The 20,357-nt window shown below is 34.6% G+C and carries 25 protein-coding genes; 10 read left to right on the top strand and 15 right to left on the bottom strand.

What is annotated here, in order from left to right; genetic code table 11:
* Window positions 1-91: 91 nt before the first annotated feature.
* The 3 genes from mltG to GQ590_RS07330 all read right to left on the bottom strand — a co-directional run bounded on the left by mltG (window position 92) and on the right by GQ590_RS07330 (window position 2,747).
* Window positions 92-1,114: an endolytic transglycosylase MltG gene (gene mltG, locus GQ590_RS07340; protein WP_160407869.1), complete on the bottom strand. Its 1,023-nt coding sequence runs from the start codon at window positions 1,112-1,114 to the stop codon at window positions 92-94.
* 8 nt (window positions 1,115-1,122) lie between these two features.
* On the bottom strand, window positions 1,123-2,211 hold the full coding sequence (gene alr / locus GQ590_RS07335; RefSeq protein ID WP_160407867.1) for an alanine racemase: 1,089 nt from the start codon (window positions 2,209-2,211) through the stop codon (window positions 1,123-1,125).
* Window positions 2,212-2,417: 206 nt separating this feature from the next.
* Window positions 2,418-2,747 (bottom strand): nitrous oxide-stimulated promoter family protein, encoded by a 330-nt coding sequence (locus GQ590_RS07330; protein ID WP_160407865.1) that lies wholly within the window; start codon window positions 2,745-2,747, stop codon window positions 2,418-2,420.
* 71 nt (window positions 2,748-2,818) lie between these two features.
* Between GQ590_RS07330 and GQ590_RS07325 the strand changes: the two genes are divergently transcribed.
* The gene (locus tag GQ590_RS07325) at window positions 2,819-3,649 is read left to right on the top strand and encodes a shikimate 5-dehydrogenase (protein WP_160407862.1); all 831 of its coding nucleotides are present in this window, start codon (window positions 2,819-2,821) and stop codon (window positions 3,647-3,649) included.
* Between the two features lie 68 nt (window positions 3,650-3,717).
* Here GQ590_RS07325 and ycaO read toward each other — a convergent pair whose 3' ends face one another.
* From ycaO to coaE, 5 genes are all read right to left on the bottom strand, one after another.
* The gene (gene ycaO / locus GQ590_RS07320) at window positions 3,718-5,484 is read right to left on the bottom strand and encodes a 30S ribosomal protein S12 methylthiotransferase accessory factor YcaO (protein WP_160407860.1); all 1,767 of its coding nucleotides are present in this window, start codon (window positions 5,482-5,484) and stop codon (window positions 3,718-3,720) included.
* A gap of 210 nt (window positions 5,485-5,694) precedes the next feature.
* Window positions 5,695-6,720, bottom strand: a complete 1,026-nt coding sequence (tsaD, locus tag GQ590_RS07315) for a tRNA (adenosine(37)-N6)-threonylcarbamoyltransferase complex transferase subunit TsaD (protein ID WP_160407858.1) — start codon at window positions 6,718-6,720, stop codon at window positions 5,695-5,697.
* Window positions 6,720-6,941, bottom strand: coding sequence for a DNA gyrase inhibitor YacG (gene yacG / locus GQ590_RS07310; protein WP_160407856.1), 222 nt, complete (start codon window positions 6,939-6,941; stop codon window positions 6,720-6,722). The genes tsaD and yacG overlap by 1 nt, the downstream gene beginning before the upstream one ends.
* 35 nt (window positions 6,942-6,976) lie before the next feature.
* Window positions 6,977-7,714: a cell division protein ZapD gene (zapD, locus tag GQ590_RS07305; RefSeq protein ID WP_160407854.1), complete on the bottom strand. Its 738-nt coding sequence runs from the start codon at window positions 7,712-7,714 to the stop codon at window positions 6,977-6,979.
* Window positions 7,715-7,718: 4 nt separating this feature from the next.
* Window positions 7,719-8,324 (bottom strand): dephospho-CoA kinase, encoded by a 606-nt coding sequence (gene coaE, locus GQ590_RS07300; RefSeq protein WP_160407852.1) that lies wholly within the window; start codon window positions 8,322-8,324, stop codon window positions 7,719-7,721.
* 266 nt (window positions 8,325-8,590) lie between these two features.
* Between coaE and lexA the strand changes: the two genes are divergently transcribed.
* Together lexA and GQ590_RS07290 are read left to right on the top strand one after the other, a co-directional pair.
* Window positions 8,591-9,217, top strand: coding sequence for a transcriptional repressor LexA (gene lexA, locus GQ590_RS07295; protein WP_160407850.1), 627 nt, complete (start codon window positions 8,591-8,593; stop codon window positions 9,215-9,217).
* A 63-nt stretch (window positions 9,218-9,280) separates the two neighbouring features.
* Complete coding sequence (locus GQ590_RS07290) at window positions 9,281-9,661, top strand: hypothetical protein (RefSeq protein ID WP_160407848.1); 381 nt, start codon at window positions 9,281-9,283, stop codon at window positions 9,659-9,661.
* Window positions 9,662-9,789: 128 nt separating this feature from the next.
* Here GQ590_RS07290 and GQ590_RS07285 read toward each other — a convergent pair whose 3' ends face one another.
* Genes GQ590_RS07285 through GQ590_RS07275 form a run of 3 tightly spaced genes read right to left on the bottom strand, consistent with a single transcriptional unit; the run spans window position 9,790 to window position 11,025 of the window.
* A complete protein-coding gene (locus GQ590_RS07285) occupies window positions 9,790-10,002 on the bottom strand; it encodes a hypothetical protein (RefSeq protein ID WP_160407846.1) in 213 nt (70 codons plus the stop codon).
* A 19-nt stretch (window positions 10,003-10,021) separates the two neighbouring features.
* Window positions 10,022-10,216, bottom strand: coding sequence for a hypothetical protein (locus GQ590_RS07280; protein ID WP_160407844.1), 195 nt, complete (start codon window positions 10,214-10,216; stop codon window positions 10,022-10,024).
* Window positions 10,217-10,254: 38 nt separating this feature from the next.
* Window positions 10,255-11,025 carry a lysine/arginine/ornithine ABC transporter substrate-binding protein gene (locus GQ590_RS07275; protein WP_160407842.1) on the bottom strand — a complete coding sequence of 257 codons (771 nt, stop codon included), beginning with the start codon at window positions 11,023-11,025 and terminating at the stop codon, window positions 10,255-10,257.
* 227 nt (window positions 11,026-11,252) lie between these two features.
* Between GQ590_RS07275 and asnA the strand changes: the two genes are divergently transcribed.
* A complete protein-coding gene (asnA, locus tag GQ590_RS07270) occupies window positions 11,253-12,245 on the top strand; it encodes an aspartate--ammonia ligase (protein ID WP_160407840.1) in 993 nt (330 codons plus the stop codon).
* A 77-nt stretch (window positions 12,246-12,322) separates the two neighbouring features.
* Here the strand turns inward: asnA and GQ590_RS07265 are convergent, their stop codons facing one another.
* Both GQ590_RS07265 and GQ590_RS07260 read right to left on the bottom strand, forming a co-directional pair.
* Window positions 12,323-12,694, bottom strand: coding sequence for a DUF1161 domain-containing protein (locus GQ590_RS07265; RefSeq protein ID WP_160407838.1), 372 nt, complete (start codon window positions 12,692-12,694; stop codon window positions 12,323-12,325).
* Window positions 12,695-13,076: 382 nt separating this feature from the next.
* Window positions 13,077-13,340 carry a SemiSWEET family transporter gene (locus GQ590_RS07260; protein WP_081300196.1) on the bottom strand — a complete coding sequence of 88 codons (264 nt, stop codon included), beginning with the start codon at window positions 13,338-13,340 and terminating at the stop codon, window positions 13,077-13,079.
* Between the two features lie 217 nt (window positions 13,341-13,557).
* Here GQ590_RS07260 and GQ590_RS07255 point away from each other — a divergent pair, with 217 nt between their 5' ends.
* On the top strand, window positions 13,558-13,935 hold the full coding sequence (locus GQ590_RS07255; RefSeq protein WP_160407836.1) for a DUF5362 family protein: 378 nt from the start codon (window positions 13,558-13,560) through the stop codon (window positions 13,933-13,935).
* A gap of 82 nt (window positions 13,936-14,017) precedes the next feature.
* On the opposite strand, the gene bamE is transcribed toward GQ590_RS07255, so the two are convergent.
* Entirely contained in the window at window positions 14,018-14,434 is a 417-nt protein-coding gene (gene bamE / locus GQ590_RS07250) for an outer membrane protein assembly factor BamE (RefSeq protein WP_065636718.1), read from the bottom strand.
* A 213-nt stretch (window positions 14,435-14,647) separates the two neighbouring features.
* On the opposite strand from bamE, the gene GQ590_RS07245 reads away from it, so the two are divergent.
* The gene (locus GQ590_RS07245) at window positions 14,648-15,259 is read left to right on the top strand and encodes an FKBP-type peptidyl-prolyl cis-trans isomerase (protein ID WP_160407834.1); all 612 of its coding nucleotides are present in this window, start codon (window positions 14,648-14,650) and stop codon (window positions 15,257-15,259) included.
* Window positions 15,260-15,300: 41 nt separating this feature from the next.
* Here GQ590_RS07245 and GQ590_RS07240 read toward each other — a convergent pair whose 3' ends face one another.
* On the bottom strand, window positions 15,301-16,494 hold the full coding sequence (locus GQ590_RS07240) for an MFS transporter (protein ID WP_160407831.1): 1,194 nt from the start codon (window positions 16,492-16,494) through the stop codon (window positions 15,301-15,303).
* A 130-nt stretch (window positions 16,495-16,624) separates the two neighbouring features.
* Between GQ590_RS07240 and dapB the strand changes: the two genes are divergently transcribed.
* The 4 genes from dapB (at window position 16,625) to GQ590_RS07220 (ending at window position 20,356) form a co-directional block, all read left to right on the top strand.
* Window positions 16,625-17,446 (top strand): 4-hydroxy-tetrahydrodipicolinate reductase, encoded by an 822-nt coding sequence (gene dapB, locus GQ590_RS07235; RefSeq protein WP_160407829.1) that lies wholly within the window; start codon window positions 16,625-16,627, stop codon window positions 17,444-17,446.
* 8 nt (window positions 17,447-17,454) lie between these two features.
* Window positions 17,455-17,961 (top strand): tRNA adenosine(34) deaminase TadA, encoded by a 507-nt coding sequence (gene tadA / locus GQ590_RS07230; RefSeq protein ID WP_160407827.1) that lies wholly within the window; start codon window positions 17,455-17,457, stop codon window positions 17,959-17,961.
* A gap of 122 nt (window positions 17,962-18,083) precedes the next feature.
* Complete coding sequence (gene hpt, locus GQ590_RS07225; RefSeq protein ID WP_160407825.1) at window positions 18,084-18,623, top strand: hypoxanthine phosphoribosyltransferase; 540 nt, start codon at window positions 18,084-18,086, stop codon at window positions 18,621-18,623.
* Between the two features lie 56 nt (window positions 18,624-18,679).
* A complete protein-coding gene (locus GQ590_RS07220; RefSeq protein WP_160407823.1) occupies window positions 18,680-20,356 on the top strand; it encodes an autotransporter assembly complex family protein in 1,677 nt (558 codons plus the stop codon).
* Window position 20,357 lies beyond the last annotated feature (1 nt).

Raw genomic sequence — 20,357 nt, 5'->3', positions numbered from 1 at the left:
AATATGCAGTACATTAATGTATATCACAAATTAAAACCAAAATAACTCAATAAAAACTCGTTATTAAAATCATTATTTGATTTTTTTGAGGCTAATTCCCACTACTCGATAACTGTCGATATACATTCACCGCTTGTTGATGATTGCTATAAGTAGTTGAAAAAGTATGGCCGCCTGTTCCATTAGCAACAAAAAATAGATAATTGGTTTTAGCTGGATGCGCTGCTGCTTCAAGCGAGGCTAAACTTGGCATTGCAATTGGTGTTGGGGGAAGCCCCTCAATAACATAGGTATTATAAGGGTTTTGAGTATCAGTTAAATCAACTCGCCTAATGGTACCTTTATAGTTGTCACCTAAACCATAAATAATGGTTGGATCAGTTTGTAACTTCATTTTTCTTTTTAGACGATTAACAAATACCGAAGCCACATTCGCCCGTTCAGAACTGATGCCAGTTTCTTTTTCAATAATTGATGCAATAATCAGGAGTTCATAAGGCGATTGGTAAGGAAGATCTCCATCGCGATTATCCCAGATTTTTTGTAAATTACTTTTCATGATCATATGTGCGCGTTTTAAGATATTAATATCTAACGTATCTGCGGTATAAAGATAAGTATCAGGTGATAGCCAACCTTCTATCGACCCTTCAATACCAAGTAGTTTAGCAATTTCTTCATCAGTTTTTCCCGCTAAAGTTTGTTGAATATACGGCGTATTTTGAACAACATTTAACCAATCTTTAGCCCGCTTACCTTCAACAAATTTAATCGAAAAATTACTCTCTTTGCCTGATACCAATAATTGCAAAAACTCTTCAACCGTCATGTGTGGATGTAATTGGTAAGTCCCTGCTTTAATGGATCTTAATGATGGCTCTAATTTACACAAATAAGGGAGCAAATATGCCCTTTCGAGCAATTGGCTTGCTTTGACTTGCTCAACTAACTGATGCATGGATGTGCCTTTTTTCAAAACAAACATTTGATTTTCGGCAGTAACGTACATTTGCTGTTTAGAAAACTGCTGTAAAAAGTAATAACCAATACTGATCGAGCCACCAACAATTAATATAAGGGTGAGTAAAGTGTATAAAAATATTTTTTTAATCATAATTTAATTTATTTATCTATATAATGAATTTTTGCGCGTGAAGTTAAGCGCGTTATTAATTCGTAAGCACTAATTCCAGTGTGCTTTGCGATTTCCTCAACAGGAAGTTCTGATCCCCAGAATATGACTTCGTCACCGGGTTTTTCAAGGCTGTTAATACCTAAATCAACCACAATCATATCCATTGAAACGCGACCTACAATGGGTACTTTTCGCCCATTAATCAATACAGGGGTATTTTCTGGAATATTGCGTGGATAGCCATCACCATAACCCATGGCAACCACACCGAGCAAAGTGTCTTGCTGACTACACCAAATTTGACCATAGCCAACTGATTCACCTTTTTTGTGTTTTCGTACTGTAATTAATTCAGATTTAAACGTCATTGCGGGTTGTAGCTCAGCAATTGGTTCATCAAAAGGTGAAACACCATATAAAGCAATACCCTGACGCACAACATCACGCTGAGCTTCTGGCCAGGCTAATATACCGCCCGATGCGGCAAGTGAACATTTACCAATCAGTGATTTGTCATCAATTGAGTCAATAAACTGATCAAATAGTTCTATTTGCTTTAACGTTTGTTTTGAAGTGAGATCATCAGCCGAACTAAAATGACTCATAATATTAATCGGTTTACAAACCACTGAACAACTAGCCAAACGATAAAATTCTTCTTTTGCTTCATCAGGACAAAAACCTAAACGATGCATTCCTGTATCAAGCTTAAACCATGTGGTAATTTGATCTTTACGGAGGGATGTTTGCAATATGTCAATTTGCCATTTGCTATGAATAGCTGGTTGAATGTTAAAATCAATAAAATAATCCAAATCATCATGCGGGAAAAAACCTTCCAAAGCCAGAATCGGCGTGTTAATACCCTTGTTCCGCAATTGCATGGCCTCGGTAAAGCGTGATACACCAAAATAATTTACTTTATCATGTAATAATTGAGCAATCTCCTCACTACCGTGTGAATAAGCATTGGCTTTTATAATCGCAACTAGTTGACTATTTGGAGCCATTTTTTTTAGATACTCAACATTATGAATAACTGCTTGACGATTAACTTCAACAACTGCAATAGACATTTCTTTGATCCAGACTCTTATCAAGCCATTATTTTAAATTCTGTTTCTAATAATAACAAATTTTTCACAGTATACAAATCGGGGGAAGTTTTAGGCTATTTCGGAAATTAGTATTTTTAATCAATAGAATATACTAAACCCTAATTTTAACTTTATGACGAGTTAATATTTGTTTTGCCATAGTAGACGTTAATAATAGTAATAACTTACCTACTCACCAAGTTTTTATAAAGATGCCTCAATGCCATTGTAGGATGATAAATTAACATTCTTGGGCCAGAAAACCGCATTACTTGTTTTATTTTTTGTTTGTAATCTTTACGATAACAATGTTTAGGGCAACGTTCACACGTCGTTTTTTCTTCACCAAAACGGCACATTGTTAAGCGTTGCATAGCATATTGCAACAGATCGTTGCATTCCTCACATAACTGATGATGTTGGCTATGATGTTGTTTACGGCAATATAAATAGATCATCGTACTCACTGTTGCTTTTTCTTGCTGAATTTTAGGGCCGTTATTATTTGCAACCATAATTAAATATACGTTAATAAAGAAAGTGGTAAAATAAAAAGTATTGTACTATATCACAAGGGGTTGTTGTTATGACAAGAATTATTAATAAAGACACCACTGTTTGCATGTCCCTTTCGGCAAGACCAAGCAATTTTGGTACTCGTTTTCATAATTATTTGTATGAAAAACTTGATCTTAATTACTTATATAAAGCCTTTACTACCAATAATTTGAAAGATGCTATTTATGGCATTAAAGCCTTGGCAATTCGTGGCTGTGCTATTTCAATGCCTTACAAAGAAGCTTGTATTGAGTTTATTGATGAATTAGATGATTCAGTAAAATCCATTCAATCGGTTAATACCATTGTTAACACTAATCACTATTTAAAAGCTTATAATACTGATTATATTGCTGTTGCTAAACTCATTGTAGAAAATAAGATTGATAATACTACACCTTTTGTCTTAAAAGGTAGTGGTGGTATGGCTAATGCAGTAATTGGGGCTTTTTATGATGCTGGCTTTAAAAATGGCATTATTGTCGCCCGTAACCAATCCAAAGGCGAAGCGTTAGCCAAACGCTATGGATATCAATGGGTAAAAGATGAACAAAATATCCCACCACAACAAGCAAAGCTTATTATTAATGTAACGCCAATTGGCATGCTTGGCAGTATTGAAGCGCAAGAATTAGCTTTTCCCAAAAAAATGATAAATAACGCTGATATTGTGTTTGATGTCGTTGCTCTCCCCGTTGAAACACCAATGATAAAATATGCCCAACAGTTAAACAAAACTATTATTTCAGGTGCTGATGTTGCAGTACTTCAAGCGCTTGAACAATTTGTATTATATACAGGTATTACACCTAGCGAAGAATTAGTTAAACAAGCAGGTGAATTTGCAAGACAAGGTTAAATAACATTATCACTTCCACCGAGGCAATACGGTGGAAGTTGAATATATAACTTATAACATGATATAAGCTATAGCATCGCCTGATGTAATTTGTTATACACTGCTAATAGCTTTTGATGCATAGCAAATTGTTCTAAATTATTATTGGTGGTTTTCTGGTCTGTCGCAAAATCTGACAAACCAAAAAATGTTTTTTCACCATTAGCATATTGCCACATGTCATCAACACAGTTTTTGCCATACATTTTATTAAATGCAGTTTGATAGTTATTAAACTGCTTTTTACCACGTTGCAAAATAAAATTAACTAATGTTTGTAAACAACGATAAGCATGATTACGCTCAGGAGTGAAAATCGATTCATTCATTTCAATCGTCCAATCAATCCATTGTTGTGCTTGTGTTAGATCTTTACCTGCTAATGCTAACATAGCTTTTAATTCGCCAACACGCAGTGTTAACCACGCATTATCGCTACCTGTTGCAATACCAAGTAATTCACGAACACGCGCATAATCATCAAGCCCTTCATCATCAAGCTGCTCTATAATGTCTAAGTACTGTTTGGTTGTATACTTTTTATCAGGCAACGATAAAATAAGATCACGCAAACCAATAACCATATTGCTATTAGCAATTAAAAGATCCTCAGGAGGGTAAATTTCCGACATGCCAACAGCCAAAATACGGCAAGCATAAACGCCAAGGTGTTGGTAATCCATAATTAACACTTCGGTTTTGTGACGAGCAAAAATGGCCATTAAATTAGCAAATTCTTGATCGGTTGTGCCTGAAAAGTCCCAATCGACAAACTCATAATCAGCTTGCTCATTAAATAAATCCCATGAAATAAAACCGCTTGAATCAATAAAATGCGTTTCTAAATTGCTAAGATCTGCAACATCATCATTATCAAAGCTTGGTGGCGAAAACACATCAAGATCTTTTAAACTACGTCCTTGTAATAATTCTGTTACAGTTCTTTCAAGCGCAACACCAAAATTAGGATGTGCACCAAACGAAGCATAACAAGTTCCATTTTGTGGATTAAATAACACTACACAAATAACGGGAAATTCCCCACCTAAAGAAGCATCAAAACAGTAAAGCGGAAAGCCTTCACTTTCAAGTGCATCAATTGCCGCTAAAACGGTTGGATAACGGTTAATCACTTCGGTTGGAATAACCGGTAAGCTAATAGCTTCGGCAATAATTTTATTTTTAGTATAACGCTCAAAAATTTCAGATAACCCTTGTACTCGTGCCTCATTACGAGTGTTACCGGCCGACATACCATTAGAAGCATATAAATTAGCAATTAAATTAACTGGCACATAAATAGTTTGTTTATCAGACTGCTGTTCAAAAGGTAAAGCGCAGATACCTCGTTCACCGTTACTTGATTGTAAATCAATTAAATCCGTAGCACTTAGTTCATAATCGGGATCATAAAACTTAAGTAGTTCTTTGGATAATAGTCCTTTCGGTAGGGAATTATCTTCAGGAATAGAAAACCATTTTTCGGTCGGATAATGCACAAAATCAGCATTTGCGGCCTTTTCGCCTAAATAAAAATCAGAAAAAAAGTAATTAGTTGATAAGCGTTCAAAATATTCTCCCAAGGCCGATGCCAATGCGGCTTTTTTACTAGCGCCTTTACCATTAGCAAAACAGAGTGGGCACTTAGTATTTTGAATATGTACTGACCACACATTAGGCACTGGGTTTAGCCAAGAAGCTTCTTTCACTTCTAGATCATATTTTGTTAGTTGTTGTTGAAAATAGTTAATTGAATCTTCTAGGGCGGCATCTTTGCCTGGAATATACGTTTTCATAGTTAATCTCAAAATAATTTCTTGTTATAGTTATTGTTATTGTTATTGTTATTGTTATTTACATTCTAAAAAAATTATAGCTGTATATGTAAATAAAAAATAGAAGTAATAAAATTAAACCCACCAATCAATAGCATTGATTAGGCATACATAAAAAAGTGGGGCTTATACCCACTTTTGAATTTTTTATTGCTAAATCTAAAATAATCCCTAGTTTACATTAAGCTCACTAAGAGGCCATCTTGGTCTCACATTGATGGTCAAATCAGAATGTTGTCCTGCTTTTAAATGGATCATTCCTGCATAAGCAATCATGGCACCATTGTCAGTACAAAATTCAAGTCTTGGGTAATAAACCTGCCCGTTTCGCTGTGCCATAAGTTGCGCAAGTTTATGGCGTAATGTTTTATTGGCACTGACACCACCGGCAATAACTAAACGCTTAAATCCTGTCTGTTCAAGTGCGCGGCGAGATTTAATAACCAGCGTATCAACTAAGGCATCTTCAAAAGCCTTCGCAATATCTGCTTTAGTTTGGTCATCTATAACTTGATCGTGCGTATTTTGATGGATAATATTAGCCGCCGCAGTTTTAAGCCCTGAAAAACTAAAATCGAGCCCTGGTCTATCTGTCATTGGCCTCGGAAAGTGAAAGCGAGAAGCACAACCTTGCTCAGCTAATTTTGACAACTTTGCACCACCAGGATAATCAAGCCCAAGTAGTTTAGCTGTTTTATCAAAGGCTTCGCCTGCCGCATCATCAATCGATTCCCCCATTAATTGGTATTGTCCAACACCGGTCACTTTAATTAACTGCGTATGCCCACCAGAAACGAGTAGTGCTACAAAAGGGAATTCGGGCGGATTATCTTCTAACATTGGCGCAAGCAAATGCCCTTCCATATGGTGCACAGCAATTGCCGGCACATTCCAAGCATAAGCAAGTGAACGTCCAATTGATGCGCCAACCATTAACGCACCAATCAAACCAGGACCTGCTGTATAAGCAACGCCATCAATATCTTGAGCAGTTAAATTCGCTTCTTTTAAAGCGCTTTGAATTAATGGCACGGTTTTACGAATATGATCGCGCGATGCCAGTTCAGGCACCACACCACCATAATCGGCATGTAATTTTATTTGCGAATAAAGCTGGTTGGCAATTAAACCTTTGGCATCATCATAAATTGCAATGCCTGTTTCATCGCATGAAGTTTCAATACCAAGAATCTTCATTAATGTCTACCTGTAAAATCGCTAAGATCTTCTTCACTCCAAAGATCTTGTTCGGTGATATCTTTATCGGCAATACGATGCTCTTCAGTTGCCCAAGCGCCTAAATCAATAAGTTGGCAGCGTTTACTGCAAAATGGTCGGTACGGGCTATCTTTTTTGCTCCATATAACTTGTTTTTGACAAGTTGGGCAATTGACATAGGTAACGGTTTGTTTATTCATTGTGACTCTTTTTTAAATAATCAGTACTTAAAGCACTAACAACAAGCTAATTCAAAATCAATACCATCGGTATTTACGCTATCGCAAGCGTCAAGTGGTAAAAATCGAATGCTATAGCGCGACATATGACCTGATACTTGAGCATACACGTTTTTTTCTAAGGAAACTCGAATACGAATCAAATTAATATCACCATTAGTTTCTTGAAAAAAGTTGTTAGTATAAATAAATGGTTTAAATTCCCCTAATTGTCTTATCAATTGCATATAACATGTTAAAGATTCATCTAGGGGCGATAAATGTTGTAGCCAATTTTTTACTTGCATATCACGTTTTTCTTGTGGAATTTTCAGCCACAAATGGAATGACGGCAAATCAAAACTACAGCAACCACCAGGTATCATTAAACGTTGACGAATTGAAGTAATAAAACGGTCATCTTTTAACGGCTGCCCCAAACGGGCGACAGCATTAAATTGAGCTAAAAAAGCATCAAACTTGCCAATCAACTTGCTAAGTAAATCATAATCCACGCCATCAAATGCTAACCATGAAGTTAACTTTTGTTTTTGCAATTCAAGCTCTTTAATAAAATCAGTTTTAACATCGTTACGTTCAATAATTTCTAATAACTCAGACAATGCATGAAAAAAAACCAATGCATTATTTTGATCAAAATGACAATGCGTATTTAATTGATTTAATAAGAATTCAACACGAAGCCAAGTGCGCATTTTTTCATTTAATGGATGTTCAAAAATAATGTTATTCATCTATTTAAATCTTACAATTAAAGTTATCTAAATATTGTTTATGTAATTGACTAACTTGCGAAGTTAGCGACGCAAGATTACCATCATTAACGATAATATCATCAGCATAAGATAAACGTTTTTGTAAAGACACTTGCGACTGTATCATTTTTTTAGCTAATGATTCGCTAATATTATCTCTTTTTACTAATCGTTCCAATTGTAACGATACAGGTGTATCGATTATCAATACACGATCAGCCAACGTATGTAAATTATTTTCAACTAACAACGGCACAACCCAGATCACATATAATGAGCTTTGCATAGCAATTTGTTTTTGGGTTTCTTGTTGAATAATGGGATGCAATAAATGATTAAGCCATAGCCGCTCATGGTCATTATTAAAAATAATCTCACGGAGTTGACTACGATCAAGTTCGCCATTAGCAAGCAAAATTTCTTGGCTAAAGTGCTTAACAATTTGATTAAATGCATCACTACCAACTTGCACAACTTGCCTTGCAATAATATCTGCATCAATAATAGGAACCCCCAATTTGTCAAACAAATTGGTGATGGTGCTCTTACCACTGGCAATACCACCACTGAGCGCAACAATATAAGACATAAGGCAAATTCCAATCCAACAAAAATTGCGCTATTATAGCATATAAAAACTTGATTATATAACGCTAAATATAAGCAAAAATTATCGGTTAATTGGAAAATTTATTGTCTATTAAACTAACAAAATTACTCACCAAAATAACGCATAATGTCAAAAATTTGAAAATTTTATCGCTTACTGTCAAATAATTTAGAATAAAACAGTTGTTTTATATTATTAGCTGTATATAATCACATGTATATGTATATAAAAACAGGAATACGTAAATGAGACCGTTAACCGAACGCCAACAACAGATTTATGACCTAATTAAAGACAATATTCAAACCACTGGTATGCCACCAACACGCGCCGAAATTGCGCAAAAATTAGGATTTCGATCAGCCAACGCAGCTGAAGAACATCTGAAAGCTTTAGCTAAAAAAGGTGCAATTGAAATGATCGCCGGCTCATCACGTGGTATTCGCCTTTTACTTGAAACACCTATTGAGCAAAATGAACTAGAAGGTTTACCACTCATTGGGCAAGTCGCGGCTGGATCACCAATATTAGCGCAAGAGCATATTGAAAGCCATTACCAAGTTGATCCTTCACTATTTAAACCTCGCGCAGACTTTTTATTAAGAGTACAAGGTATGTCAATGAAAGATATTGGTATATTTGACGGCGACTTGTTGGCTGTACATAAAACCCAAGATGTTAAAAACGGGCAAGTTGTGGTTGCTCGTATTGATGACGAAGTTACGGTTAAACGTTTATCACGTAAGGGAAAACATGTACACCTTATTGCCGAAAATGTCGAATTTTCACCAATCAAAGTCGATTTAGAACATCAAAATTTTGCCATTGAAGGGCTTGCTGTCGGCATTATTCGTAACAGTTCATGGATGTAAACATATAGATGTATAAGCAAAGTTAGTATAGAATAGTAAAAGCTAAAAAAATAGGAGATTGCTATGTGGCTATTTTGGTTATACGAAGGTTTAGCATTTGTTGCCGTCATATTACTTATTTTTGGATATTGCCATTTTAGAAAAATTGGTTTTTGGTCCTTCATCTGGAAATATTTAAAATGGGTATCGTTAGCAGTCCTTATTGTTTGGTTAGCTGTTGCAATTCTTTGCCGAGCTGATTTATATAATGCTGCCCACTGTTATTTTAGGGGAGAAAGCATGCATGCCAACACTAAATATTCTATCTTCTTAGGTGAATGCCAAGTTGAAACTCCGAGTGGCAGCTATGTGCCTATTGAACGAGCTAGAGCATTACCAGGCTCAAGTCACCATGATCAAGGCGATAACAGTGATTCTACAAGTGAATTCTATCCTGTAAATTAATATATCGGAAATTCAAAATCTGACAACTGCTATCGCAATTGTCAGATTTCTTTATTATTTTAATAAGAATAGAACTATAAAATTATAAACGAATAAGGAAATATCAGTTCATAGCTTAAATGAAGTTATTAATCATTTTTCACATTAGCTCGCTGAAAAACCAAGCAGTATTGCTCTAACTTTTTAAAACTAAAAATCAACGTAAAGCTCATACAAAGATAAATCACTGCTGCAATACCAAAAGCATGAAATGGTTGATAGGTTTCGGTAAAATAAGCGCCATAAATAAAACCTAAAGTCATAATACCTGCTATTAGTGGATCGATTTCAATAAAAGGCATATTAAAATAATCTGTAATATTATTGAGTAAAAACTGCAAACCAAAAAAAGATGAGCATCATCAACACTAAATCGGGTACACCTCGAATTAACGATGTATAGGCCTGACAAAATACATTACATACTTTAGAATCTGCCAACTTACCTAATGCACAAACAATGCCAGAATCATAGCCAACAATAAAGAGGTTAGCGCTAAAATAATCGTTAGCCATGCGCCTTGAAGAATTAACGGAATATAGCCTTGCATGGTTTATTTTTTATTACCATATAGGTTAAAGTCAAAATACTTATTGTTGATTTTTTGATAAGTACCATCGGCTAAAATATCTTTTAAAGCTTGATTAAACGCTTCACGTAGTTCATTATCGTTTTTACGAAAACCAATACCTACTCCAACATCAAAATAATTTGCATCAGTCAATGCATCGCCTGCAAAAGTAAAACCTTTACCTTGTGGCTGTTTTAAAAAGGCATAACTGCCAGTTACTTCATCTTGCAATGCCGCATCTAAACGACCTGCCACTAGATCAGAAAATACCTGTGACTGATTTTGATAAGGCACTATAACTACACCGCTCGAACGCCACATCTCATTAGCAAAATGTTCTTGCGATGTCCCTTGCTCAACCCCAACACGCTTACCTTTTAATGACTCAGCATTAGACATTAAATTAGTACCTTCTTTAACAATCAAACGAGAATAAGTCATAAAAATTTCGTCAGAAAAAGCGATCTGTTTTTTACGTTTTTCGGTCATCATTAGCGAAGACGAGATAATATCAATCTTTCTTGATAATAACCACGGGATCAGCGCATCAAAATCAGTCGATTGAAAAGTACATTTAATATTGATCTTTTCGCACAAGGCTTTCGTGATTTCAATGTTGAATCCAGTAAATTCACCATTAGCATCAATAAAATCAAAAGGTGCATAAGACGTATCCGAACCAACTTTAATCGAATCAGGCAATGTGAAATAACCTGTTACGGATAAGCTTAAACATAAAAAAATGGTTAACACTTTTAACGATTTTGGTACAAGAAATTACGCCTAATATAACGCTACATTATACAGGCTAACATCGCCTTACCTTGGCTTATTTCACACAAAAAATGATCAGATTGAATAAAATATCTTATTAGAATAATTCCATATATATTTAAAAAGCACTGATTGTTCTAACTTGCATATTTTTATTTTCTAGTTTAATTTAGGTATTCTGATTAATAAATAATTAAAGAGTAAACATGACGATATCTTTTAGAGATCAGCAGCAACGTATAAATTTTGTAAAACAATTTTTTTCTGAGCAATTGGCAGCAAATTTATCGCTTATTGAAGTACAAGCCCCGATATTAAGTCGAATCGGTGATGGTATTCAAGATAATTTGTCAGGAAAAGAAAATGCAGTACAAGTCAAAGTTAAAGCTATTGCTAATTCTCAATTTGAAGTCGTTCACTCTCTTGCTAAATGGAAGCGTAAAATTTTAAGTGATCATCACTTTCAAGTTGAAGAAGGTTTATACACCAACATGAAAGCATTACGGCCTGATGAAGATCAACTGTCACCAATTCATTCGGTTTATGTGGATCAATGGGACTGGGAAAAAGTAATACGCCCTGAAGATCGTACATTAACTTATTTAAAACAAACCGTTGAAAAAATTTATTTAGCTATCAAAACCACTGAAAAAGCAGTATCTGAAAGATACCATTTATCACGTTTTTTACCAGAATCTATTACATTTATGGAGAGTGAGCAGCTATTAAAACGTTACCCAAATCTTTCGCCAAAAGAACGAGAAAATGCTATTACTAAAGAGCTAGGCGCTGTTTTTTTAATTGGAATTGGTGGCAAATTGTCTAATAATGAAAGACATGATATTAGAGCACCCGATTATGATGATTGGAGTTCTGACAACGAAATGGGGTCTAAAGGCTTAAACGGCGATATTTTGGTTTGGAATCCTATATTAGGCAGTGCATTTGAAATTTCATCAATGGGGATTCGCGTTAATCCAGAAGCACTAAAACGTCAGTTAAACATCACTAATGACCAATCACGACTAGAATATAGTTGGCATAAAGCTTTAATCAATGGTGAGCTACTACAAACAATTGGAGGAGGAATTGGGCAATCACGCTTGGTCATGTTACTTTTACAACAAAAGCACATTGGGCAAGTGCAAGCAAGTGTTTGGAGTGATGATGTAAAAGCAAATTACAGCGATTTGCTATAATTGCCTTCCTACAAAAATAGGGCATTTAGCCCTATTTTTTAACCTTACATGACTTAAATTAATTAAAGCTCTAACTATTATTGTTCTTCTACAGGCTTAGGTTCTAAATTTTGTTCGGTTGGATTGATAGTTGATGGCTGTGTTACTTTATCAACATTTTGTTGTAAAGTTTCACTTGTTGCGTTAGTTGCTTGAACTTGTGACTCGGCTACCACTTCATCTAAACGTATATAAACAATATATTGCTGACCATGATCACATGAGCCTACAATTTTACCTTCAATTTGTTCTTTTGGAGTGTTAGTTGATTCTAATTTTAGTTGAAAGTGCGATGGATCAACACCATTATTTTTAATTTTTTCATTAATATTACGGCTAATTTCGTCACAATTTGACGCCGTAGCCATCATAGACACCCCAAGTAAAAATACACCAATTAATTTTTTCATTTTCTTTCCTTTTAGATATGATGTAACTACTGAATGCAGTATAAAACGATTGGTCAATCTGTCTATCTTGCTTTAATGTGTGGTTAAAAATAAATTATAAAAATAATTACATACCAACATCTAGCCATTTTATTAAGTAATATTAAAGCAAACTTATCAACTTGATTTATTCACTGTACAATTTGATAAGTATTTAACAAACCTGTTGATAACTACATAAATTATTGATTATTAAAAAATTTCACACAAGAGCAAATAATAACCAATTTATTTTAAAATTTTACTTTTACCTCAAAAGTAAGTTTATTAAATTTTTTATTACTTTTTATTAATATTAATAAAAATCAAGCAGATTAATTAAAACTCAATCATTTAATACCAATTAAAGAGCTGTAAAAAAAGCAATTAAACCAAAAAATACACCTGGTGAATTAGCAATTGCAATTGGCCAATCTTTCTTTTCTCTCAACAAGCCATAACAAACCCAAAGTGTACAGTTTATAGATGCGGCTAACGGTTGAGTAGGATTGGATTTAAAACCATGTAAATTATCGATGATTTGTGGAATATAAGAAACATACATCCCTAACGATGCTATTGTAGCAATAATTCCTAAAATCCTAAAAGCTTTTGGTGAAAGATGCAAAATTACCTCCTATTATTGTTTATTTAAAATTATCTTATACTAAAATAATACAAATTTTTAACTAAAGTTAATTTTTTAACTTATTGCAAATGATCGTAATATTGACCAATTGCCCAAACTCAATTTACTTCAAAAAACTCGACATTAATTAAAAAACTATTATCCTATTGTTGCTTTTTGGCAAATTCAAATAGAACAACAATATAAGGGTTAAAAAATGGATATAAATAAAACAAATACAATTTCTTTTCAAACTAATGAATTATTGATAAAACATATGCGTTTTATTGCTACTATGCAACAAGTTTTTGGCGTTATTTTTATAATTATGGGTGCTTTTGCCTGTCTAGGTATAATCACTGCTATTATTGGTATTCCACAAATTATTGCTGGGATAAAACTTTTTAAGTCAGGAGGAGCATTTAGCTTATCTGCAACGCTTAAAAAAGAAAACGATATTATTGATGCTATTGAAAATCTATATAGTTACTGGAAATATTGTCTAATTACATTTATCGCATCAATGCTGTTTTTCATTGTGTACATGATAATTGTTATTACTATTATTGCTTCATATAGTAACGGTTATTATTAATAACTATCGTTATAATTTAATATTTTTTAGATATAAAATAAAAAACCTCGTTAATAAACGAGGCTTTTTATCTATATTTTTATCAAGATTCAGGAATATCGTCGTCAGATTTAGTATCAATTGGGTCAGATATGCCTTGTTTATTCATCTCTTCTAATGATTTGGAGCCTTCTAGTTCTGAGGCCTTGATATCTTTCACAATGCCCATATCATCGAAATAAACAGCATAGCTTCTTTGACTAACTTCACCATGTTGAGGTTGTTGACGGAAAATATAATACCAAACATTATCACCAAAAACAGAAGTTAACATTGGCGAGCCCATAATAAACACAACTTGTTCTTTGCTTTGCCCTACTTGCAATAACTCAATAGCATCTGGTGTTACATAATTACCTTGATTGATATCAGGCCTATATACCCAGCGATCAATAACAGAACAACCTGTTAATAAAACACTCGTGACAACTGCAAGTGCGGAAAATTTACGAAACAGCATCTACACTTAATCCATTCTTTAAAATTCAATGACCTGTATTATCGCTGATCTTTTAATTAAGTGCTAGCCAAATTAATAAATTCTTTCGAAGTTATTTAATGAATATAGTAATAACATTTGATAATATAAATTATTACTTGACTTTTACTTACGTATCTCCAAACTAATCACCTTATTAATAAACCTTACCAATCAACTATCTAAAGGTAAAAAATGAAGTTAGAAACTATTGAACAAAAAGCAAGCTATGCAATCGGCTTACAAATTGGACAACAATTAAAAGAATCTGGGTTGAACAATTTAGAACTAAATGCATTAAAATTAGCAATGGAAGACGTATTATCGGGTAATCAACCTGCTCTGCCACTACAAGAATTACATGAAGCATTACGCCATGTACATGAACAAGCGACCAAAGAAAAGGCCAAACAAGCAGAAAAAATTGCTCAAGCAGGTAAAGATTTTCTAGCAGAAAACATCACAAAAGATGGCATTAAATCGACTGAATCAGGTTTACAATACGAAATCATCAAACAAGGCGATGGCGCATTACCTAAAGCAACCGATCGCGTGCAAGTTCATTATACAGGGCAACTAATTGATGGTACAGTATTTGATAGTTCTGTTGAACGTGGACAACCTGCTGAGTTTCCAGTCAATGGTGTAATTAAAGGCTGGGTTGAAGCGTTACAACTTATGCCAGAAGGTTCAAAATGGCGTTTATATATTCCTCAAGAATTAGCTTATGGTGCTCAAGGTGCTGGCGCATCAATTCCACCATACAGCGCACTGATTTTTGATGTTGAATTATTAAAAGTTTTATAAGCAAGAATGGACGCTACTTGGCGTCCATTTGTTTTGAACTATTATCGTTTAGGAAGATGATAAGCACTAAACGCCGCCAGTAACAATAAAATACTTGCTGTACCAAACGCAACTAAATGAGTGTGTAAATGATCATAAGCCCATCCACCTAACCATGAACCAATCATCGCACCAATTTGATGTCCCAAATAGGTTAATCCTGAAAGTAGTCCCACAATTTGTACACCATAAATATCAGCGGTAATGGCTCCAGACATCGACAAAGCACCAGCCCAAACCAAACCACCCACTGCTGCAATAGTAAAAAGCTGCCATTTAGTTGATACTAAAACAAGAGCAATAAAACCTAAACCTCGTATTAAATAGACCATCATTAAAATGTTTTTTCGTTGCACTATATCAGATAAATAACCCAAAACTAAGGTACTAAAAATAGCGACTAAACCAATCAAACCAATACCATTAGAGCTAGTAATAGGATCAAATCCATGATCGATAAGCATTGGGACTCCATGTGTTCCTAATAAATTCATACTGAAGCCACAGGTAAAAAGCCCAAAACTCAGTTGCCAAAATGGACGTGTTTTTAACACATCTATAAGTTTGATACTAGGCTCTATTTTTTGATTGATAACAGGCTCTATACTAGAGACTTCGATTTCAGATTGATTATCTTTCATAATAAACAAAGCAATAGGCAAAGCGATAATCATAAAAATCACAGCAAACGAAATTAGCGTTGTTTGCCATCCATAAATAGGAATGAAGAAAGCAAAAACAGGTAACATCACTGCAATACCTGCCATACTTCCTGTTGATAAAAGAAATAAAGCCAATCCTCTACGCTTGATAAAACAACGTGCCACAATAGGCGTAAAACTGACAGAACCAACAAAAGAAGTACCAAAAGATAATGCAACACCAAAAGATAGAAAAAAGTTCCAATAATCAGTTGAGTTAGCAGCCCAAACAGTAGAAATAATAATGATGGAACCAAATATTAGGACAAAACGAGTGCCATATTTACCAACTAAATATCCCGCTATTGGCATAGCAATTCCAGAGAAAAGCATACCTATAGCAATAATTCCAGAAAGAACGCTACGACTAAAATTAAGATCATTTGCAATGGGAAGAAAAAAAACTCCCATACTCATCCTCAAGCCACTAGAAAGCAAAGTGAGAAAAGAAGCCGCAATAACGATATTCCAACCAAAATACCACGGAGATCGCATAATAACTCCTAATTATATTTTTATATAAAACGGTTCAAAAATTGTAGCATTTAAGTTTAGCTGATGTGTATAAGTTATGTATTTTCCGCTATAATATTTATTTATATTCATAAAAAATAAGGAAAGTTATATGTCAACAAACATGATTCGTATCGCAATTGCCGGCGCAGGTGGCAAAATGGGACGGCAACTTATCCAAGCTGTTTCGCAAATTGAAGGAGTTACCTTAGGTGCAGCATTTGAACGAGCAGGTTCATCACTAATTGGTAGTGATGCAGGTGAGCTTGCAGGGATCGGTATTTGTGGCATAAAAGTTACCGATAATCTGGAACAAGCTAAAAACCAATTTGACGTATTAATTGATTTTACTCGACCTGAAGGCACGCTCGCCCACTTAACTTTTTGTGTTGAAAATAAAAAAATGATGATCATTGGTACAACCGGTTTTGATGATGCAGGTAAACAAGCCATTACCGATGCAGCCCAAAAAATAGGTATTGTGTTTGCAGCCAACTTCAGTGTGGGGGTTAACCTAGTGTTAAAATTATTAGAAAAAGCCACCAAAATTATGGGCGATTATACCGATATCGAAATTATTGAAGCCCATCACCGTCACAAGGTTGATGCTCCTTCTGGTACAGCATTAGCCATGGGTGAAGCCATTGCAGATGCACTTGATTGCAACTTAAAAGATCGTGCAGTTTACTGCCGTGAAGGTCATACTGGGGAAAGACCACAAGGCGCTATCGGCTTTGCAACTATCCGAGCAGGTGACATAGTAGGAGAACATACTGCTATCTTTGCTGATATTGGCGAGCGTGTTGAAATCAGCCATAAAGCATCTAGCCGCATGACATTTGCTAATGGCGCTGTTCGAGCTGCGATTTGGCTTGCCAAACAACCGATTGGTTTATATGACATGCGTGATGTTCTAAATCTAAATAATCTATAAGTTCTAAAATGTCAGATAAAATTTGGATGCGCCATGCACTCATGCTTGCTAAACACGCCGAATCGCTTGGAGAAATCCCTGTCGGTGCGGTGATTGTTGATGAAAATAATCAAATTGTCGGCGAAGGATTTAATCAATCCATTATCAAACATAATCCTACTGCGCATGCTGAAATGATAGCGATTGAGCAAGCTGGTAAAAATTTAAATAACTATCGCATAATTAATACCACGCTTTATGTCACACTGGAGCCTTGTATTATGTGCGCAGGTGCCATTATCCATAGCCGTATTAAACGTGTTGTTTATGGTGCTAGTGATTATAAAACTGGTGCAGCTGGCTCATTTATCAATATTCTTGCTCAGCAAGGCATCAACCATTATGCAGAAGTAACTGGCGGAGTACTAGCTAACGAATGTAGCGCTATTTTAAGTGAGTTTTTTAAAAAACGACGTTTACAAAAAAAGAATAACAAAAATAGTTGTCAAAAAGTTTCAGGAAAACTAGGTATTTGAGTATAAAAAATAAAATTTTTTCTTATCTTGGTTTAATAAAAAATGGGTTCGCTTATTCTTTTTATTAAGGAATATTGTTAGAATCTAATTTAATTTTTAAAAAGTTAATTTGAGAATTATTAATGAAAAAACATACATTAGAAATGATGATATCAGCTAATGATATCCAAAACCGTGTCATCGAGCTTGGACAACAAATTAGTAAAGATTATCAAAATAGTCAAAACGAACTTATTTTAGTTGGGCTTTTACGTGGCTCTTTTATTTTTATGGCAGATTTGAGCCGTAAAATCACAGTCGGACACGAGGTTGATTTTATGACCGCCTCTAGTTATGGCAATGCAGTCATTAGTAATCGTGATGTAAAAATATTAAAAGACTTAGATGAAGATATTCGTGATAAAGATGTATTAATTATCGAAGATATTATCGATACAGGTAATACCTTGAGTAAGGTAATGGCAATATTAAAATTACGTCATCCTCGTAGTATTGAAATATGCACACTTCTGGATAAACCTTCAAGGCGTGAAGTAGAGGTTCCTGTTAAATATATCGGATTTTCAATTCCTGACGAATTTGTGGTGGGTTATGGTATTGACTATGCACAGCACTATCGTCATTTACCTTATATTGGCCATGTAAGTTTACTCGAATCTTAATATTATACGAGGTATATGTGGCACGATTTTCCTGCTCGTTAGGTTTACTTTTGATAATGACAGCAACATCAAGTTATGCTGACATGAAACTATCCATTAAAGGATTATCAGGAGAATTAGCCGACAACGTTGATGCACGCATTTCATTAATTACCCCTAATAAAGTTGAGGATACCCCCAATTTTAAGCGGTATTTTGAAAGCGAAGTGAAAAAAGCACTACGCGCTTTAGGTTACTATTCACCCACTTTCGAATATAACGTACAAAATGCCAAGGTTCTTACTGTTAATATATCACCAGGCACGCCTGTATTGATTGAGCAACTTAATGTAAATATAACTGGTGATGGACAACAAGATCCTGATTTTAACTATTTATTAAAAAACAACTTACCTAAAATCGGTGATGTGCTAAATCATGGTGTTTATGAGTCATTTAAAAAAAGCCTACAAAGTTTATCACTCAAAAAAGGTTACTTCGATGCCGATATGCCCAAACATCAATTAGCTGTTTCAATGTCTGAAAATAAAGCATTTTGGAATATTGATTACACTACAGGTAAACGTTATCGTCTAGGAAAAGTGACTTTTCATAATGCCAAAATTCGGGATGATTATTTAGCTAATATTGTGCCATTTAAAGAAGGTGAAGAATATACTGCCGAACAGTTATCATTGTTAAATAGACGCCTTACCTCAACAAGTTGGTTTAATTCTGTAGTGGTTGTGCCTGATTTTCCTCATTTAACAGAAGATAAAATACTTCCAATTGATGTTGAAACCTCGCCACGCAAAAAAAATAACATGGACTTAGGTTTAGGATTTTCAACAGATAACGGTGTACATGGTAAAATTGGTTGGAATAAACCATGGATAAATAGCCGAGGACAAAGTTTTCAAAGTAATTTATCGCTATCCTCACCGGAACAAATAATTACCATGAGTTACAAAATACCATTAAAAAAATCCCCTATTGAGCAATATTATACTATTCAAGGTGGTTATAAAAAGATAGATAATAATGATACCTATTCACGTTCTCATACTTTTGGAATACTACGCAACTGGGATAATTTTTATGGCTGGCAAACCGCTTTAGGTTTTAATATATTACGCGATGACTTTACCCAAGGCGATGCAAGCTTTAAAACATTTTTATATTATCCTTCAATTAGCTTATCTAGAGTCCGTTCTGATGGTAGTTTATTAGCAATGTGGGGAGATTCACAACGTTACTCCATCGAAGCTGCTGCAAATTCATTGGGGTCAGATATTAATTTAATTCGCTTTCAAGCACAACAAACTTGGATTCGCTCTATAAAAAAATCACATCGATTTATTGCTCGTGGTAATTTTGGTATTATACAAGCAAGTGACTTTGATCGCGTTCCACCATCATTTCGATTTTTTGCTGGAGGTGAGCGTAGTATTCGTGGTTATAGTTATCAATCTATTTCGCCTAAAGATAAAAAAGGCAAATTAAAAGGTGCTTCAAAGCTCATTACAGGCTCAATTGAATACCAATATAATTTATCGGGTTCATGGTGGGGAGCTGCCTTTGTTGACACTGGTGAAGCCATAGATAAAGTTGATACAACCAAATTTTATACAGGAACAGGGATTGGTATTCGTTGGGCTTCGCCTGTTGGACCAATAAAAATGGATTTAGCAACACCATTTAACAAAAACACTGTGTCTATTCACCTATATATTGGTCTAGGAAGCGAATTATAAT

It is taken from the genome of Gilliamella sp. Lep-s35 (assembly GCF_009795845.1).
In the GTDB taxonomy this organism is placed as follows: Bacteria; Pseudomonadota; Gammaproteobacteria; order Enterobacterales; family Orbaceae; genus Gilliamella.
This window is presented reverse-complemented; position numbering and strand designations above follow the sequence as displayed.

Excerpts from the sequence above, each read along its gene's own strand:
- GQ590_RS07220 (WP_160407823.1), top strand. The coding sequence starts at position 18,680 with ATGACAGCAACATCAAGTTATGCTGACATGAAACTATCCATTAAAGGA.
- asnA (WP_160407840.1), top strand. The coding sequence starts at position 11,253 with ATGACGATATCTTTTAGAGATCAGCAGCAACGTATAAATTTTGTAAAA.
- ycaO (WP_160407860.1), bottom strand. The coding sequence starts at position 5,484 with ATGAAAACGTATATTCCAGGCAAAGATGCCGCCCTAGAAGATTCAATT.
- GQ590_RS07290 (WP_160407848.1), top strand. The coding sequence starts at position 9,281 with ATGTGGCTATTTTGGTTATACGAAGGTTTAGCATTTGTTGCCGTCATA.
- GQ590_RS07265 (WP_160407838.1), bottom strand. The coding sequence starts at position 12,694 with ATGAAAAAATTAATTGGTGTATTTTTACTTGGGGTGTCTATGATGGCT.
- GQ590_RS07255 (WP_160407836.1), top strand. The coding sequence starts at position 13,558 with ATGGATATAAATAAAACAAATACAATTTCTTTTCAAACTAATGAATTA.
- dapB (WP_160407829.1), top strand. The coding sequence starts at position 16,625 with ATGTCAACAAACATGATTCGTATCGCAATTGCCGGCGCAGGTGGCAAA.
- GQ590_RS07325 (WP_160407862.1), top strand. The coding sequence starts at position 2,819 with ATGACAAGAATTATTAATAAAGACACCACTGTTTGCATGTCCCTTTCG.
- hpt (WP_160407825.1), top strand. The coding sequence starts at position 18,084 with ATGAAAAAACATACATTAGAAATGATGATATCAGCTAATGATATCCAA.
- GQ590_RS07280 (WP_160407844.1), bottom strand. The coding sequence starts at position 10,216 with ATGGCTAACGATTATTTTAGCGCTAACCTCTTTATTGTTGGCTATGAT.
- GQ590_RS07330 (WP_160407865.1), bottom strand. The coding sequence starts at position 2,747 with ATGGTTGCAAATAATAACGGCCCTAAAATTCAGCAAGAAAAAGCAACA.
- bamE (WP_065636718.1), bottom strand. The coding sequence starts at position 14,434 with ATGCTGTTTCGTAAATTTTCCGCACTTGCAGTTGTCACGAGTGTTTTA.
- coaE (WP_160407852.1), bottom strand. The coding sequence starts at position 8,324 with ATGTCTTATATTGTTGCGCTCAGTGGTGGTATTGCCAGTGGTAAGAGC.
- mltG (WP_160407869.1), bottom strand. The coding sequence starts at position 1,114 with ATGATTAAAAAAATATTTTTATACACTTTACTCACCCTTATATTAATT.
- tadA (WP_160407827.1), top strand. The coding sequence starts at position 17,455 with ATGTCAGATAAAATTTGGATGCGCCATGCACTCATGCTTGCTAAACAC.
- GQ590_RS07240 (WP_160407831.1), bottom strand. The coding sequence starts at position 16,494 with ATGCGATCTCCGTGGTATTTTGGTTGGAATATCGTTATTGCGGCTTCT.
- yacG (WP_160407856.1), bottom strand. The coding sequence starts at position 6,941 with ATGAATAAACAAACCGTTACCTATGTCAATTGCCCAACTTGTCAAAAA.
- lexA (WP_160407850.1), top strand. The coding sequence starts at position 8,591 with ATGAGACCGTTAACCGAACGCCAACAACAGATTTATGACCTAATTAAA.
- GQ590_RS07245 (WP_160407834.1), top strand. The coding sequence starts at position 14,648 with ATGAAGTTAGAAACTATTGAACAAAAAGCAAGCTATGCAATCGGCTTA.
- tsaD (WP_160407858.1), bottom strand. The coding sequence starts at position 6,720 with ATGAAGATTCTTGGTATTGAAACTTCATGCGATGAAACAGGCATTGCA.
- GQ590_RS07285 (WP_160407846.1), bottom strand. The coding sequence starts at position 10,002 with ATGCCTTTTATTGAAATCGATCCACTAATAGCAGGTATTATGACTTTA.
- zapD (WP_160407854.1), bottom strand. The coding sequence starts at position 7,714 with ATGAATAACATTATTTTTGAACATCCATTAAATGAAAAAATGCGCACT.
- alr (WP_160407867.1), bottom strand. The coding sequence starts at position 2,211 with ATGTCTATTGCAGTTGTTGAAGTTAATCGTCAAGCAGTTATTCATAAT.